The 13,914-nt window shown below is 66.0% G+C and carries 12 protein-coding genes; 2 read left to right on the top strand and 10 right to left on the bottom strand.

Going from position 1 to position 13,914, the window contains the following annotated elements; translation table 11 throughout:
- Positions 1-75 precede the first annotated feature (75 nt).
- Positions 76-2,859 carry a M16 family metallopeptidase gene (locus CRO39_RS14595; protein ID WP_097122685.1) on the top strand — a complete coding sequence of 928 codons (2,784 nt, stop codon included), beginning with the start codon at positions 76-78 and terminating at the stop codon, positions 2,857-2,859.
- A gap of 100 nt (positions 2,860-2,959) precedes the next feature.
- Here the strand turns inward: CRO39_RS14595 and CRO39_RS14590 are convergent, their stop codons facing one another.
- From CRO39_RS14590 to oleC, 7 genes are all read right to left on the bottom strand, one after another.
- On the bottom strand, positions 2,960-3,691 hold the full coding sequence (locus CRO39_RS14590) for an N-acetylmuramoyl-L-alanine amidase (protein WP_097122816.1): 732 nt from the start codon (positions 3,689-3,691) through the stop codon (positions 2,960-2,962).
- A gap of 147 nt (positions 3,692-3,838) precedes the next feature.
- Entirely contained in the window at positions 3,839-5,497 is a 1,659-nt protein-coding gene (gene ubiB / locus CRO39_RS14585) for a ubiquinone biosynthesis regulatory protein kinase UbiB (RefSeq protein ID WP_097122684.1), read from the bottom strand.
- Complete coding sequence (locus CRO39_RS14580; RefSeq protein WP_097122683.1) at positions 5,494-6,135, bottom strand: ubiquinone biosynthesis accessory factor UbiJ; 642 nt, start codon at positions 6,133-6,135, stop codon at positions 5,494-5,496. Before CRO39_RS14580 ends, ubiB begins: the two co-directional genes overlap by 4 nt.
- Before the next feature lie 128 nt (positions 6,136-6,263).
- Positions 6,264-6,422 carry a DUF1328 domain-containing protein gene (locus tag CRO39_RS14575; protein ID WP_097122682.1) on the bottom strand — a complete coding sequence of 53 codons (159 nt, stop codon included), beginning with the start codon at positions 6,420-6,422 and terminating at the stop codon, positions 6,264-6,266.
- A 64-nt stretch (positions 6,423-6,486) separates the two neighbouring features.
- The gene (gene oleD / locus CRO39_RS14570) at positions 6,487-7,494 is read right to left on the bottom strand and encodes a 2-alkyl-3-oxoalkanoate reductase (protein WP_097122681.1); all 1,008 of its coding nucleotides are present in this window, start codon (positions 7,492-7,494) and stop codon (positions 6,487-6,489) included.
- Entirely contained in the window at positions 7,491-7,931 is a 441-nt protein-coding gene (locus CRO39_RS14565; RefSeq protein ID WP_097122680.1) for an endonuclease domain-containing protein, read from the bottom strand. The genes oleD and CRO39_RS14565 overlap by 4 nt, the downstream gene beginning before the upstream one ends.
- 144 nt (positions 7,932-8,075) lie before the next feature.
- The gene (gene oleC / locus CRO39_RS14560; RefSeq protein ID WP_097122679.1) at positions 8,076-9,803 is read right to left on the bottom strand and encodes an olefin beta-lactone synthetase; all 1,728 of its coding nucleotides are present in this window, start codon (positions 9,801-9,803) and stop codon (positions 8,076-8,078) included.
- 126 nt (positions 9,804-9,929) lie between these two features.
- Here oleC and CRO39_RS14555 point away from each other — a divergent pair, with 126 nt between their 5' ends.
- Positions 9,930-10,286, top strand: a complete 357-nt coding sequence (locus CRO39_RS14555; protein WP_097122678.1) for a YkgJ family cysteine cluster protein — start codon at positions 9,930-9,932, stop codon at positions 10,284-10,286.
- Between the two features lie 416 nt (positions 10,287-10,702).
- Here the strand turns inward: CRO39_RS14555 and CRO39_RS14550 are convergent, their stop codons facing one another.
- The 3 genes from CRO39_RS14550 to CRO39_RS14540 form a co-directional block, all read right to left on the bottom strand.
- Positions 10,703-11,620, bottom strand: a complete 918-nt coding sequence (locus tag CRO39_RS14550; RefSeq protein WP_097122677.1) for an alpha/beta fold hydrolase — start codon at positions 11,618-11,620, stop codon at positions 10,703-10,705.
- 45 nt (positions 11,621-11,665) lie between these two features.
- Positions 11,666-12,730, bottom strand: a complete 1,065-nt coding sequence (locus tag CRO39_RS14545) for a Fic family protein (protein WP_097122676.1) — start codon at positions 12,728-12,730, stop codon at positions 11,666-11,668.
- A 115-nt stretch (positions 12,731-12,845) separates the two neighbouring features.
- Positions 12,846-13,862 (bottom strand): 3-oxoacyl-ACP synthase III, encoded by a 1,017-nt coding sequence (locus CRO39_RS14540; protein WP_097122675.1) that lies wholly within the window; start codon positions 13,860-13,862, stop codon positions 12,846-12,848.
- Positions 13,863-13,914 lie beyond the last annotated feature (52 nt).

Raw genomic sequence — 13,914 nt, 5'->3', positions numbered from 1 at the left:
GGAAAATTTGAGACACTGCCTGCCGTGCAGGGCGACGATGGACGTCGCCTGCATGTTCCCGCATGGAGACCGTTGATGAGATCACCCCGCTTCATTTTCGCACTGGGCCTGGCATTGGCGCTAAGCCTGTCCGCGCCGCCGCCCTCGCTGGCGCAACCGCCGCTGCCCAAGGGCGTCGCCGCCGGCCCCAGTATCGAAGGCATCAGCGAATATACGCTGGGCAACGGGCTGCGGGTGCTGCTGTTTCCCGATGCCAGCAAGCCCACCGTCACCGTCAACCTGGTATACGGTGTTGGCTCGGTGCACGAGAACTACGGCGAAACCGGCATGGCGCACCTGCTGGAGCACCTGGTATTCAAGGGTACGCCAACGCATCCTGACATCAGCGGCGAACTGAAAAAGCGCGGCATCGGCTTCAATGCGACCACCTCGCTGGATCGCACCAACTATTTTTCGTCGTTCCCGGCCAACGATGCCACCCTGGACTGGGTGCTGGGCATGGAAGCGGACCGGATGGTCAATTCGCGCATCGCCAAAAGCGATCTGGACAGCGAGATGACCGTGGTGCGCAACGAACTGGAGGCCGGCGAAAACAATCCCGGCGGCGTGCTGTTCCAGCGCATCCGCTCGGCCGCCTTCCTGTGGCACAACTACGGCAACAGCACCATCGGCGCGCGCTCGGACGTGGAAGGCGTGCCGATCGACAGGCTGCAGGCGTTCTACCGGCAGTGGTACCAGCCGGACAACGCCACGCTGATCGTCGCCGGGCGCATCGATACCGGCAACACGCTTGCCGCCATTGCCAGGCACTTCGGCAAGCTGAAGCGGCCCGCGCGCACCTTGCCGCGTTTGCATACCGTCGAGCCGGCGCAGGACGGCGAACGCGAGGTCACCGTGCGCCGCGTCGGCGATCTGCGGCTGATCGCCGCCGCCTACCACATCCCGGCCGCGGCGCACCCGGACAACGCCGCGCTGAGCGTGCTGGCCAACATCCTTGGCCACAGCCCGGGCGGGCGACTGCACAAGGCGCTGGTGGAAACCAAGATCGCCGCCGGCGCCGGCGCCAGCGGCCAGTCGATGCGCGACCCCGGCCTGCTCAGCGTGATTGCGGTGATCCCCAAGGACGGCGATGCCGGCAAGGCCGAGGCCGAACTGCTGAAGCAGGTCGAAGCGATCGGCGAGCGGCCGTTCACCCAGGCAGAAGTCGATGAGGCCAGGCAGCGCATCGGCAATGCCTACGACCTGTATTTCACCGACGTCAACGCGGTGGGCATGGGACTGTCGGAGTTCCTTGCCGCCGGCGACTGGCGCCTGCTGTTCCTCAGTCGCGATGCGATCGAGAAGGTCGGCCCCGAAGATGTCAATCGCGTTGCCGCTGCCTACCTGAAATCCAGCAACCGCACGCTGGGGCGTTTCATTCCCACCGACGCGCCGGACCGTGTCGAAATTCCGGCCGCACCCGATGTCGCCCGCCTGGTCGAAGGCTACACCGGCCGCGTCGCCGTCAGCGCCGGCGAGGATTTCGACCCCTCGCCGCAGAACATCCAGGCGCGTACGCAGACCTTCACGCTGGGCGACAAGCTGAAGGTATCGCTGCTGCCCAAGCGCACCCGCGGCGAGACGGTGGTGGTCACGGCCAATTTCCGCCACGGCGACGTTCAGTCGCTGAGCGGCCGCGACCAGGCCGCCGGCTTGACCGGCGCCATGCTGATGCGCGGCAGCCAGCGCCTGAGCCGCGAACAGATCGATCAGCGCTTCGAGGCGCTGAAGACCCAGGCAACCATCAACGGCAACCTGCAGGCCAGCGGCATCTCGCTGCAGACCCGGCGCGAGCATCTGGCCGATGCGCTGGCGCTGGCCGGCGACATCCTGCGCCATCCCGCATTCCCGGACAACGAATTCGAGCAATTGCGGCTGCAGGCCCTCACCGGCCTGGAAGCGTCGCGGCGCGAACCCGGCAGCGTGGCCGGCCAGGCCATCTCGCAGTACTTCGATCCGTGGCCGGAGGGCCATCCGCTGCATGTGCGCACGCTGGACGAATCGCTGGCGTCGGTCAGGGCGCTGAAGCTGGAGCAACTGCGCGCGTTCCATCGCGATTTCTACGGCACTGCCGATGGCGAGATCGCCATCGTCGGCGACTTCGACCCGGCCGCCGTGCGGCAGCAGCTGGAAAGCCTGTTCGCCGGCTGGCAGTCGCCGCAGCCGTACCGGCCCATCGATACGCGCTATACCGAAGTGGCCTCACGGCGGGAAAGCTTCCAGACCCCGGACAAGCCCAACGCCGTATTGCTGGCGCGGCACAACCTGTCGCTGAAGGTGACCGATGCCGACTATCCGGCGCTGCTGGCGGCCAACCGCATCTTCGGCGGCGGCGCGCTGAAATCGCGGCTGGGCGACCGCATCCGGCAGAAGGAAGGCCTGAGCTATGGCGTTTCCAGCGGCGTGCGCGCCGACGACAGCCGCGACGGCAACGACGACAACGGCAGCTTCAACATCCAGGCCATCGCCGCGCCGGAGAACATGGCCAGGGTCGAAGCGGCGGTGCGCGAGGAACTGGCGCGGCTGGTCGCCGACGGCGTCAGCGCCGACGAACTGCGCGATGCCGTCTCCGGCATCCTGACCGAACGCCAGCAGGCGCGCGCGGACGACGACAGCGTTGCCGGCATGCTGGCCGACCAGTTGTACTACGGACGCACGATGGCCTTCACCGCCGAACTGGACGCCCGATTCGCCGTGCTGACGCGGGAGCAGGTCAACGCCGCCATCGCCAGGCATTTCAAGCCGGACTCGCTGAGCGTGTTCGTGGCCGGCGACTTCGCCAAGGCCGCGGCCGCTGCGGCCGCCAGCGCAGGCGAGTAGCCGCTCGCGCAGGAACGGCCCGCGGTTGGCCGTTCCTGCTGCCGCAATTCGACGCCGGCCGCGCCAGCTCCGGCAGGACCCAAGCCCTCCGGACGGCTGGCTACGGCTGCTGCCTTTCCTGTGTCAGCGCATGCAGGATGCGCAGATCTTCCTCGTCCAGCGTGTCGGTTTCGGTGCCGCGGAAGCGGCGGTGGAAGGCGCGTACGGTGGCGGCGCGATCGTCCAGCGGGTAGCCGATCAGCTGCAGCGCCTGCCATGGGTCGAAACCGGCCGGAGCCGGCGGCGCATCGGCTGCCGGCCAGATGCCGAAGCCGGCTTCGGCCAATCGCGACCAGGGGAACCGAACGTTGGGGTCGCGCTTGCGGGTGGGGGCGAAATCGGAGTGGGCGACAATCTGCGTGCGCGGGATGCGCAGGCGATCGCACAGGTCGGTCAGCAGCGCCAGCAGGCTGTCGATCTGCGCGGACGGGAATTCCGCGGCGCCGTCGTTGTCCAGTTCGATACCGATGGACACCGAATTGACATCGGTAATCGTGCCCCAGCGGCCGGCGCCGGCATGCCAGGCGCGCTGGTCGTCGGCCACCAGCTGGTAGCGGCTGCCGTCGCGGCCGATCAGGTAGTGCGCGCTGACCGGGCCGCCGCGGTTGTGGCTGCGCAAGGTATCCAGGCTGCGCTGCACCGAAGTCTGCTCGGTGGCATGGATGACGATCAGGATCGGCCGGCGCGGTTCGTAGTTCGGCGATGGCACCCATTCGGCCAGCGGATTGCGGTCAGCGGCTGGGGTATGAACGCAGCCGGCGGGCAGCGTCAGCAACAATGCACCGCCCAGCATCAAGAGTTTCAGGAAACCTGCTTGCACGGTATCTACCTGCGCCATAAGAAGCCGGGTAAGAATGCCTGATTGTAGGAGCGACGTAGCTCGCAAAGGCTTCCAACGGCCGTGTCGCGACTCGCGTCGCTCCCACAACGGGGGTCCTTGTTATCTCCGCGGCCATGCCGCCAGCAATGCCCACAGGCCGCCGACGCCGGCGATCAGGGCCGAAGCCGGGATGGACAGGATGCGCGGTCCGCCGGCTTCGAAACCGTACAGCACCGCCGCCACGATCAACAGGCCCACGCCGAGGATGGCGGCCACCACGCGGCGCTGCATGCCCTTCATGATCTGCGTCAGCTCGGCCAGATCCTGCGAACGCATCGCCAGCTCGTGCCTGCCTTCGACCTGCTGGGTCAACCAGGCATGCACCAGCCGCGGCATGTCCGGCGCGTGGGTCATGATTTCCGGCAGCCGCTTGCGGAACTCCTGCGCGGCGCGCTGCGGGCTGTAGCGCTCGACCAGGATGCGTTCCAGCACCGGCTTGGCCACCGCCCAGATATCCAGCTGCGGGTCCATCAGCCGGCCCACGCCTTCGATGTTGAGCAGGGTCTTCTGCAGCAGGATCAACTGCGGCTGCAGGGTCAGCTCGTACTTCTGTGCGGTACGGAACAGTTTCAGCAGCACTTCGGCCAGCGATATTTCCGACAGCGGCCGGGTGAAATACGGTTCGCACACCGAGCGTGCCGCCGCTTCCAGTTCGTCGATGCGCACGGAGGCCGGCATCCAGCCGGCCTCGACATGCAGCTCGGCGATGCGGCGGTAGTCCTTGTTGAAGATGGCCATGAAGTTCTCGGCCAGGTAGTACTGGTCTTCCGACGACAGCTGGCCGGTGATGCCGAAATCCAGCGCGATGAAACGCGGATTGGCGCGCCGCGCCGGATCGCTGTCCACCCAGATGTTGCCGGCGTGGGCATCGGCATGGAAGAAGTTGTCGCGGAACACCTGCGTGTAGAACACGCGCACGCCCTTGGCCGCCAGCGCGCGGCGGTCGATGCCGGCGGCGTCCAGCGCGGCGATGTCGTCGGACGGAATGCCGCGTACGCGCTCGATGGTCAATGCGCGCTCGGCGGTGTGCGACCAGATGATCTCCGGCACGTACAGATCGTCCGCATCCTTCCAGAAACGCCGCATCACGCTGGCGTTGGCGCCTTCGCGCTGCAGATCCAGCTCGGCCGCCAGGGTGGATTCGATTTCGGCGACGATGGCGCGCGGACGGATCTTGTCGGCGCTGGGATGGGTGCGGTCGACCAAGGCCGCCGCGGACTTGAGCAGCGAGATGTCGGCGGCGATCTGCTTTTCGATCTCCGGCCGCAGCACCTTGACCACCACTTCGCGCCCACCCGGCAGCGTGGCCGCGTGCACCTGGGCGATCGAAGCCGAGGCCAGCGGCACCGTGTCGAAACTTTCGAAGGCCTCGCCGATTCGCCGCCCCAGCGCCAGTTCGACGATGCAACGTGCGGCATCGCCGTCGAAGGGTCTGACCCGGTCCTGCAGCAACGCCAGCTCTTCGGCGATGTCCGGCGGAATCAGATCGCGGCGGGTCGACAGGATCTGGCCGAACTTGACGAAGATGGGCCCCAGTTCCTGCAGCGCCAAGCGCAGCCGAGCACCGCGCGGCTGCGCGGCGATTTCGGCCGATGCGCGCGGCACGAACGGCCGCGCCAACTTGAGCCAGCGCTCGGCCGGAGTGTCGTCGAGCAGATCGTCCAGCCGGTAGCGCAACAGCACCCGGCCAATCTTGCTGGCCCGCAGCGCCGCCTTCATGCGCCACCGCCGCTGCGCGCCGCCAGCCGTTCCACGCGCGCCGCCAGCCGCTCGACATCGTCGCGCAGGCCATCGACATCATCGTGGAACGCATCGAGTTCGGCACGGCCAACGACATCGCGCGACTCCTCGGTGACGTACTCGGCGGCGCTTTCGGCCAGATTCTCCGTCGCCTGCCGCACCTGCCGCAGCGCCGTACGCGCCGCATTGGCGACCTGTACGCCGATGACCTCGCCAAAGACGGTGGTGAAAGGTTGTTGCCAGTCGGGATCGAAACGATCCGCCAGCGTCTGCAGGCGGCGCGCAAGTTCGGCATCGCCGGATACCCGCACCCGTCCGACCGGCGCCGCGTTGTCGCGGCGAAAGAACGGCAACTGCGCCAGCAGGCCGCCCAACGTGCTGCGCACGGCCAGGTCCGGCTCGTGGATTTCGCTGACCGGGCCGACCTGCAGATCGCCGCCGCCGACACGGATTTCCAGCGCCAGCGCCGGGGTTTCCAGCGCCAGTGCGATGCGCCGGCCCTCCAGCGGCGCCAGCGCGGCGCGGGTGTCGGGATCCAGCGCCAATGCGCGATTCAGTGCGGCTTCCAGCGCGCGGCCGGCGAATGGTTTCAGGGCATCAAGCGGGGAGGTCGGCATGCCGCCATTCTAGCGGCAAAGGCGTTCCGGCCCGCGGTAGAAGCTAAGGCGTCAACCAAACCGGCCAGTGCCGGGTTGGCCAAGGCCGCAACGCCGGCGCTACCGGCGTTGCGGCGCGACCGCTTGCGTCAGACCCTTCGGCCGCGCAGCAGCGACACGATGGCCAGGATCACGAATACGACAAACAGGATCCAGGCGATGTTGCTGGCGGCGCCGGCGATACCACTGAAGCCCAGCACCGCGGCGATCAATGCGATGACGAAAAAAATGACGGCATAACGCAACATGGGATCTCCTTGAAATCTTCGCGCCTGATTGGCGCCTCCCATGGTGGACGGCTGCGAATCAGGATCAGGTGACGGCTGCGTTGGGGCGGAGTGATTCCTTCAGCTTGGTGATGCCCTCGTCAAAAGACACCCGCGGGACGTAACCGAAATCGCGCCGCGCCGGGCCCATGTCATACCAGTGCGCGGTGCTGAGCTGTTCGGCCAGGAACCGGGTCATGGGCGGTTCGCCTTTCAACGGCAGCACTTTCCACAGCGCTTCGCAGACTGCGCCGATGCGGAAGGCGGCCTTGAACGACAGCGACTTCTCCACCAGCGGCGCACCGGCGGCGTCCAGCAACGCGTTCAACAGTTCGCGCATCGGCTTGGGCTCGCCGTTGGAGATGAAGTAGGCCCGGCCGGCGCAGGCCGCACCGGGCGCAAGGTGTTCGAAAGCGTCGAAATGCGCCTGTGCGGCATTGTCGATATAGGTGGTATCGACGTAATTCTCGCCGCTGCCGACAATGCGCAGCCGCCCGGCTTTGGCCCGTTCCACCAGTCGCGGCAGGATCTGCTGATCGCCCGGCCCCCAGATCAGGCGCGGCCGCAGCGCGATGGTGGCCAGGTGGGCGTCGTTGGCGGCCAGCACCGCTTTTTCGGCGATGGTCTTGGTGGCGGCGTAGGGCGCCTTGAAGTCTTCGCCGTACGGCACGCTGTCGGCGGTGCCGCCCTCGACCGGGTGGGTGGCGCGGTGGGTCACGCTGGGCGTGGAGGTGTAGACCAGCCGGCCGATGCCATGCGCACGGCAGGCCGCCAGCACGTTGTCGGTGCCGACCACATTGGCCAGGTGGTAGCTCTTGTAGCTGCCCCAGGCGCCGGCCTTGGCAGCGTTGTGGAAGACCGCATCGACCCCTTGCGCCGCATGCATCAGCGCATGCGCATCGGCCAGGTCGCCCTGCACCTGCCCGACTCCCAGCGCCTGCAGTACCGGGTAGTTGCCGCGATTGAAACTGATGACGTGATGGCCGCGCTCGACCAGACCGCGGCACAGCGCCTGGCCCAGGAACCCGCCACCGCCGGTGACCAGGATTTTCATTGATTGTTCTCTTCGCGTTTGCGCTTGTCGGAAGCTCCCTCCCTTGCGCACAGCGCAGGGGAGGGTTGGGGAGGGGTGCTGTTGTTGTTGCTTTTTCCTCGTACCAACATCAAAGACCGGAGGATATCGGCGAGTACATTTTCCGTCCGTGTCAGCACGTCATCGTTCCAGTATCGAAGGACGCAATAACCATGAGCCTCAAGCATATGGGTTCGTCGCTCATCGTAGGCCATCTGTTGGCAATGCTGTCCACCGTCGAGTTCGATGATCACTTTTGTTTCAGGGCACAGGAAATCGGCAATATAGCCGGCGACGGGAACCTGCCGGCGGAATCGAAATCCGCCCAGTTGTTTCATTCTCAGACGTTGCCACAGATGGCGTTCTGCATCGGTAGCTCCGTTGCGTAGTTCGCGGGCTCTGTGGCGGAGGTTGTCCATGCCCTGTCGCTCCTTGTTGAATACTTTGCCTATTGCCTACGGTTTCCGCCGCTTTACCGGATATAGCAAAACAGAGCAAGAGCACCCCTCCCCAACCCTCCCCTGCGCTTCGCGCAAGGGAGGGAGCCAAGCGAGACGCCTCAATCACAATCGGCTCGCCGCCCACAGCGCCAACTTCTCGCGACCGATCTTGGCGTTGTGGCGGATGTCCACCGGAAAGCCGGTATGGCGCAGGAAGGTGTCGATACCGGCGGTATGCGGGTGACGGGCGGCGAGCGTGCGCAGTTCCGTTTCCACCTGCGCTTGCGCAGCCGCGGGAATGCCGGTTTGCAGTTCGTAGCACAGCACCGGCCGCTGGTTGCCGGGTTCGCCCACGCCGACCAGTGCGGTGCGGCGGATGCCTGCCAGCGTGTTGAAGATCGGCTCGACCTGCTCGGTGTACAGCGGTCCGTTGGCGGTTTCCACCCGTTGTGTCTTGCGTCCGCAGAACCACAGCCGCCCTTGGCCATCGAAGTAGCCGACATCGCCCATACGGTGGACGATGCGTTCGCTGCCGTCGGCCAGGCGTTCGCGGATCTTGGCGATACGGGTGGCGCTGTCGCGGTTGAAGTAGCTGTCGGTGGCGGTGGGACCGGCGACGGTGATCTCGCCGACCTGCCCGTCCGGCAGCACCGACAACTCCGACCAGTCGGCGATGGCGGCATCGACGATGCCGATGATGCGCACCTGGTTGGGCGGCACCGGCCGGCCGACGCAGGTGCCGGCGCCGGTTTCGGTGGCCTGGCGCGTGCTGTGCAGTTCGCGGCCCTCGATCACCGCTACCGGCAGGCATTCGGTGGCGCCGTACGGGGTCCAGAACTGGGCATCTTCAGGCAACAGGTCGCGCATTTTCGCCACCACCTGCGGCGGCACCGGCGCACCGGCCGAGGTGACCCGCTGCAGCGTCGGCAGCGCCTGGCCGTAGTCGGCCAGCACCTTCATCAGCGCCGGCGAGCCGAACAACTGGGTCACACCGAAGCGGGCGATGGCCGCATGCAGCTTGCGCGGATCGGCGCTGGCCGGGCGGGTCGGATCCATGTCGGGAATGACCGACGTCAGCCCCAGCGCCGGATCGAACAACGCGAACGGCGGGAATGTCGGCAGATCCACCCCGCCGGGCTGCATGCCGAAGGCATTGCGCAGCAGTTCGATCTGGGCGACGAAATGGCGGTGCCGGTAGACCACGCCCTTGGGCACGCCGGTGGAGCCGCTGGTGAACAGGATGCCGGCCACATCGTCCGGTTGCGTTGCCGCCAGTTGCGGTCCGCTGCCGGCGCCGGCCCGTTCGACCTGCGCCAGCGTGGTGCCGCCCCAGCCATAGCGGCGGCCGACGGTGACGATGCGGCTGGCGCTGCGCGCCCAGCCCAGCAGCAGGCGCGCGATCTGGGCCAGCGGTATGCCGATGAAGGCCTGCGGCTGCGCCTCGTCCAGGCATTGCTTCAACGCCCGCTTGTCGATGCCCGGGTCCACCAGTACCGGCACCGCGCCGGCCTTGAACAGCGCAAACATCAGCAGGAAGAATTCCGGCGTCGGCCGCACCATCACCACGGTGCGGGTGCCGCGGACGATGCCGCAGCTGGCCAGCCCGGCGGCGATGGCGTCGCTGCGCCGGTCCAGATCGGCATAGCTGAGTTCCACATCATAAGTGCCGGCCGCGCCGGGGCAGCGGATGGCAATCTGCCCTGGGCGCTCGCGCGCCAGCCGCGGCAGGCTGGCGGCGATGTTGCAGGGGTCGCGCCCGGCCGGTGCGGCGCCGGCATGGGGGGCGGAGCCGGACGCCAGGCCATGGAAGTCCGGGCCGGGCGATCCGTCAGCGCTGCGTTGTGGCGCCATGGCGGGCAGGAGCCTTGTTCGGAAGTCGGACCGCTATTGTCGCCGCTGCTGTCGCTTGCGTCAGCCAACAGAGCCGGCAAAATGCCGCACCCGCCCGCTCATTCGCGCACAGCCCGAAGCCCCGCCATGCATCCCTGTCTGTCGTGCGGCGCCTGCTGCGCCCACTACCGCGTCAGCTTTCACTGGTCCGAGGCCGATCCGGCATTCGGCGGCACGGTCCCGGCAGCATTGACCGAAACGATGGACCCGCACCGGCTGGCGATGCGCGGCACCTGGGCCCGGCGGCCGCGCTGCATTGCGCTGGAGGCGGAAATCGGCGTGCGTTCGCGCTGCACGATCCATCCGCAGCGGCCCAGCGTCTGTCGCGAGGTGGCAGCGTCCTGGGAAGCCGGCCAGCCCAGCCCGCAATGCGACAAGGCGCGAACCGCCCATGGCCTGCCGGCGCTGACGCCGGAGGATTGGCTGGGTCGCGTGACATCGTAGGAGCGGCCTCCTGGCCGCAAGCTCTTAGGATGCGGTGAGCAAAGCGAACCGCATCGATCGCCAAATCGGCGAGAACCTGGGAACCTCCTGCTCACCAAGACGCGAGTGATGCGGTGCGCCTACGGCTTACCGCATCCTACGGCTAATGGAAGCAAAAGCCCGCGCCGGGGACGGTGCTCCCACAAGAAGGATGTTCTATAACGGATTGCGATCGAGGAAGCCGCGGATCAGCGGCACCAGAGCTCTTAGGATGCGGTGAGCAAAGCGAACCGCATCGATCGCCAAATCGGCGAGAACCTGGGAACCTCCTGCTCACCAAGACGCGAGTGATGCGGTGCGCCTACGGCTTACCGCATCCTACGGCTAATGGAAGCAAAAGCCCGCGCCGGGGACGGCTCTCCCGCAAGGAGGATGTTCTATAACGGATTGCGATCGAGGAAGCCGCGGATCAGCGGCACCAGTTCGGCCGCCTTGTCCTCCAACACGTAATGGCCGGCATCCTCATAGGCATGCACTTCGGCCTGCGGCAGCGCGGCGCGGAAGCCGGCCAGGAAGTGCTGGTCGAACACGAAATCCTTCAGGCCCCAGCCGATGAAGGCCGGGCGGTCGGCAAACGCCGGCAAACGCCGGCCCGCCGCTTCCACCAGCGCCCAGGCCTTGTCGCCCGGCGCCAGCGGAATGTCCTGCATGAAGCGCAGCGTGCTGATGCGGTTGGCCCAGCTGTCGTATGGCGATACGTAGGCGCGGCGGATATCGGCGGGCATCCTGGTTTCCACGCCCAGGTACGAAGCCCCGGACGAGAACGCATTGAACGCGCGGATGATGAAGGCGCCGAACCTGGAATCGCGGCCCAGCGACAGCTGCCACGGCATCGGCTTGGCCGCCGGCAGCGGGAACGCGGCGGTATTGGTGATCACCAGCCGCCTGACCTGCGCGGCGTGCGACAAGGCCCAGCCGAAACCGATCATGCCGCCCCAGTCGTGCACCGCCAGCGTCACCGGGCCGGTAATGCCCAGGTGATCCAGCAGCGCGGCCAGGTCATCGACCCGCGACTGCAGCGTGTAGTCGTAGCCCGGCCGCGAACCCGGCGCGTCGTCGGGCTTGTCGGACAAGCCCATGCCGATATGGTCGGGCACGATGCAACGATAGCCTTTGCCGGCGGCCGAATCGCTGAGCCCGGTCACCAGATTGCGCCAGTAATAGCTCCACGACGGATTGCCGTGCAGCATCACGACAATCTCGCCGTCGCGCGGGCCTTCGTCCAGGTACGACATCGAAAGGCCCGGGCGGACCTGGAATTTCTGCGGGGTAAACGGGTAGCCGGGAAGGTTCATGCGGACAGCAATCGGTAGGAAGGGGATATCGCTTTTCAAAGCTGCCTAGTCGCCGCGTGCCAGCAGATTGAAGAGCGGGCGATTTACGTAGTAGTTGTTTCGACCCACACGCAACTTCTCCAGAACACCGTCCTCCGCCAGCTTGTCGAGGTAGCGCGTCGCCGTAAGGCGGGATACGCGCAACTCTCGCTGCGCAAATTCCACGCGAGTGTAGGGGTGGTTGAACAGATTGTTGATCAGGTCCTGACTGTAGAACTTGTAACCGTCACGGACGCGTTGCTTGGTTGTTTGCAACAAGCCCTTGATGGCCTGGATGGTGCCGATGGTTTCAGCGGCGGTATTGGCCACGGCATCGAGCATGTAGGCCACCCAGTCTTCCCATGCATCCTGGTCGCGTACGGCCTGCAACAAGCGGTAGTACTCCGGTTTTGTGCGCACGATATGGCGGCTCAGATAGAGCACCGGAATAGCCAGCAGCCCCTCCTTGACCAGATAAAGCACATTGATGATGCGCCCGGTACGGCCATTGCCGTCGTAGAACGGATGGATGCTCTCGAATTGGTGGTGGATCAAGGCCATCTTCACCAAGGGGTCGGCGGGAAATCCGGGAGTGTCGTGAATGAACCGTTCCAGTTCCCCCATCGACCGCAACACCTCGTTCGCGTCCTGCGGCGGCTCGTATACAAGTTGGCCAGCGCCGTCACGCAGGGCCGTGCCAGGCAGTTTGCGAAAACCGGCGCGGTTGCATTCCAGCTGTTCCTGGATTTGCAGGATGGTATTGAGCGTCAGCAAACCGGAGGACTGAACCTGCTCGAAGCCGGCGCGCAGGGCCTGCCGGTAACGCAGCACTTCCTTGACCGCTGTGCCTGCGGCATCGATCGCGTCCTCTTCCCGGTACAGATCGTCCTGGGTGGTGACGATGTTTTCGATTGCCGAGCTGTCCCGCGCTTCCTGCAAGGTCAATGTGTTGATCAGGATGCTTTGGTTGGGAATGCTGGCTGCAACGCCTTTCAGCTCGGCCAGGGCACGACTGGCGACATTCAGGCGCCTGAATATCGACGCAGTCTCAAAGCGCCCCGGATCAAGGTCTTGAAGAGAAAGCAGGGGCATTCGGGCCGTCCATGTATAGAAAATCTAATTTTTTATACATGTTAAAGGCGATACGTTCAATTCCCAACTGAATTGATGCATGCCACCTGGCCCATCCATTGATGACCGGGCTGCCTTACCAGACCACCTCGGCCATCGTGCAGTTCAGGCCCGAGCCGATGCCCAGCAGGGCGATGCGGTCGCCCTTCTTCAGCTTGCCCAGTTCCTTGAGCTTGCTCAGCACGATTGGCACGCTGGCCGGGCCGATGTTGCCGTGCTCGGTGAAGATGGTCATGACCTTCTGCGGGTCGATGCCGAAGGACTTGATGAAGGCCAGGGTGTGCGGGCGGCTGACCTGGTGGATGACGAACTGGTCCAGTTCGTCCACCGCCCAGCCCAGCGCGATCTTGGCGGCGGCGAAGGTCTTGTTGGCCAGCTTCATGCCCTCGATCAGCAGCATGCGGGTGTCGGTGACCATGCGGTCCAGGTTGCCGCGGCACAGCTTGTTCCACTCGGTGGCCGAGCGGGTCACGCCGCCCTTGTAGCGCGGGGCATCCGGCGCCAGCTCGCGGCGCGCCATCACCATTGCCACGGAGCCGCAACCCAGGGTCAGGGCGGCCAGTTCGTCGCGGAACTGCTGCTCGGTGACGTCGGGAGCGTTGAGGCGCTCGATGGTCTTCTCATAGACCAGGTTGGCGGTTTCGCCATCCACCACCAGCGCATAGTCGATTTCGCCGCGCTCCAGCATGCGGGCGGCAATGTCCATGCCGTTGATGAAGGCAAGGCACGCGTTGGTCACATCGAAGGTCTGGCAGTGGTCGCTCACGCCCAGGTTGCCGCAGACGATGCTGGCGGTGGACGGCTCCAGGTAGTCGCGGCTGACGGACGTGTTGACCACCAGGCCAATCCTGTCGGCGCCGATACCGGCATCGATCAGCGCCTTCCTCGCCGCCAGCGTGGCGGCGTCGGACGCCTGAACGTCGGCATCCCAGAGGCGGCGGGCACGCACGCCGGCGATGTCGTTCAACACGTCGGTCTTGATGCCCAGCCGGTCCAGCGTGGGTTTCAAGCGGGTGTTGATTTCATCGGAAGTCAGCGTGTGCGGCGCATCGATATGCGCCAGTCCCGCGATGGAGACGTTCTTGAAGAGCATCGAAGTTAGCGCCAGGGCTCAGGCGGAAAGGGGCGACAAGGTTACCGGCTTC

This window comes from Pseudoxanthomonas wuyuanensis (assembly GCF_900215535.1).
GTDB lineage: Bacteria > Pseudomonadota > Gammaproteobacteria > Xanthomonadales > Xanthomonadaceae > Pseudoxanthomonas_A > Pseudoxanthomonas_A wuyuanensis.
The sequence above is the reverse complement of the archived record's forward strand: the minus strand, read 5'-3'. Positions and strand labels throughout refer to the sequence as shown.

Bases quoted from the DNA above. Each gene is read 5' to 3' on its own strand.
- CRO39_RS14595 (WP_097122685.1), top strand. From the start codon at position 76: ATGAGATCACCCCGCTTCATTTTCGCACTGGGCCTGGCATTGGCGCTA.
- CRO39_RS14590 (WP_097122816.1), bottom strand. From the start codon at position 3,691: ATGCTGGGCGGTGCATTGTTGCTGACGCTGCCCGCCGGCTGCGTTCAT.
- ubiB (WP_097122684.1), bottom strand. From the start codon at position 5,497: ATGAAGGCGGCGCTGCGGGCCAGCAAGATTGGCCGGGTGCTGTTGCGC.
- CRO39_RS14580 (WP_097122683.1), bottom strand. From the start codon at position 6,135: ATGCCGACCTCCCCGCTTGATGCCCTGAAACCATTCGCCGGCCGCGCG.
- CRO39_RS14575 (WP_097122682.1), bottom strand. From the start codon at position 6,422: ATGTTGCGTTATGCCGTCATTTTTTTCGTCATCGCATTGATCGCCGCG.
- oleD (WP_097122681.1), bottom strand. From the start codon at position 7,494: ATGAAAATCCTGGTCACCGGCGGTGGCGGGTTCCTGGGCCAGGCGCTG.
- CRO39_RS14565 (WP_097122680.1), bottom strand. From the start codon at position 7,931: ATGGACAACCTCCGCCACAGAGCCCGCGAACTACGCAACGGAGCTACC.
- oleC (WP_097122679.1), bottom strand. From the start codon at position 9,803: ATGGCGCCACAACGCAGCGCTGACGGATCGCCCGGCCCGGACTTCCAT.
- CRO39_RS14555 (WP_097122678.1), top strand. From the start codon at position 9,930: ATGCATCCCTGTCTGTCGTGCGGCGCCTGCTGCGCCCACTACCGCGTC.
- CRO39_RS14550 (WP_097122677.1), bottom strand. From the start codon at position 11,620: ATGAACCTTCCCGGCTACCCGTTTACCCCGCAGAAATTCCAGGTCCGC.
- CRO39_RS14545 (WP_097122676.1), bottom strand. From the start codon at position 12,730: ATGCCCCTGCTTTCTCTTCAAGACCTTGATCCGGGGCGCTTTGAGACT.
- CRO39_RS14540 (WP_097122675.1), bottom strand. From the start codon at position 13,862: ATGCTCTTCAAGAACGTCTCCATCGCGGGACTGGCGCATATCGATGCG.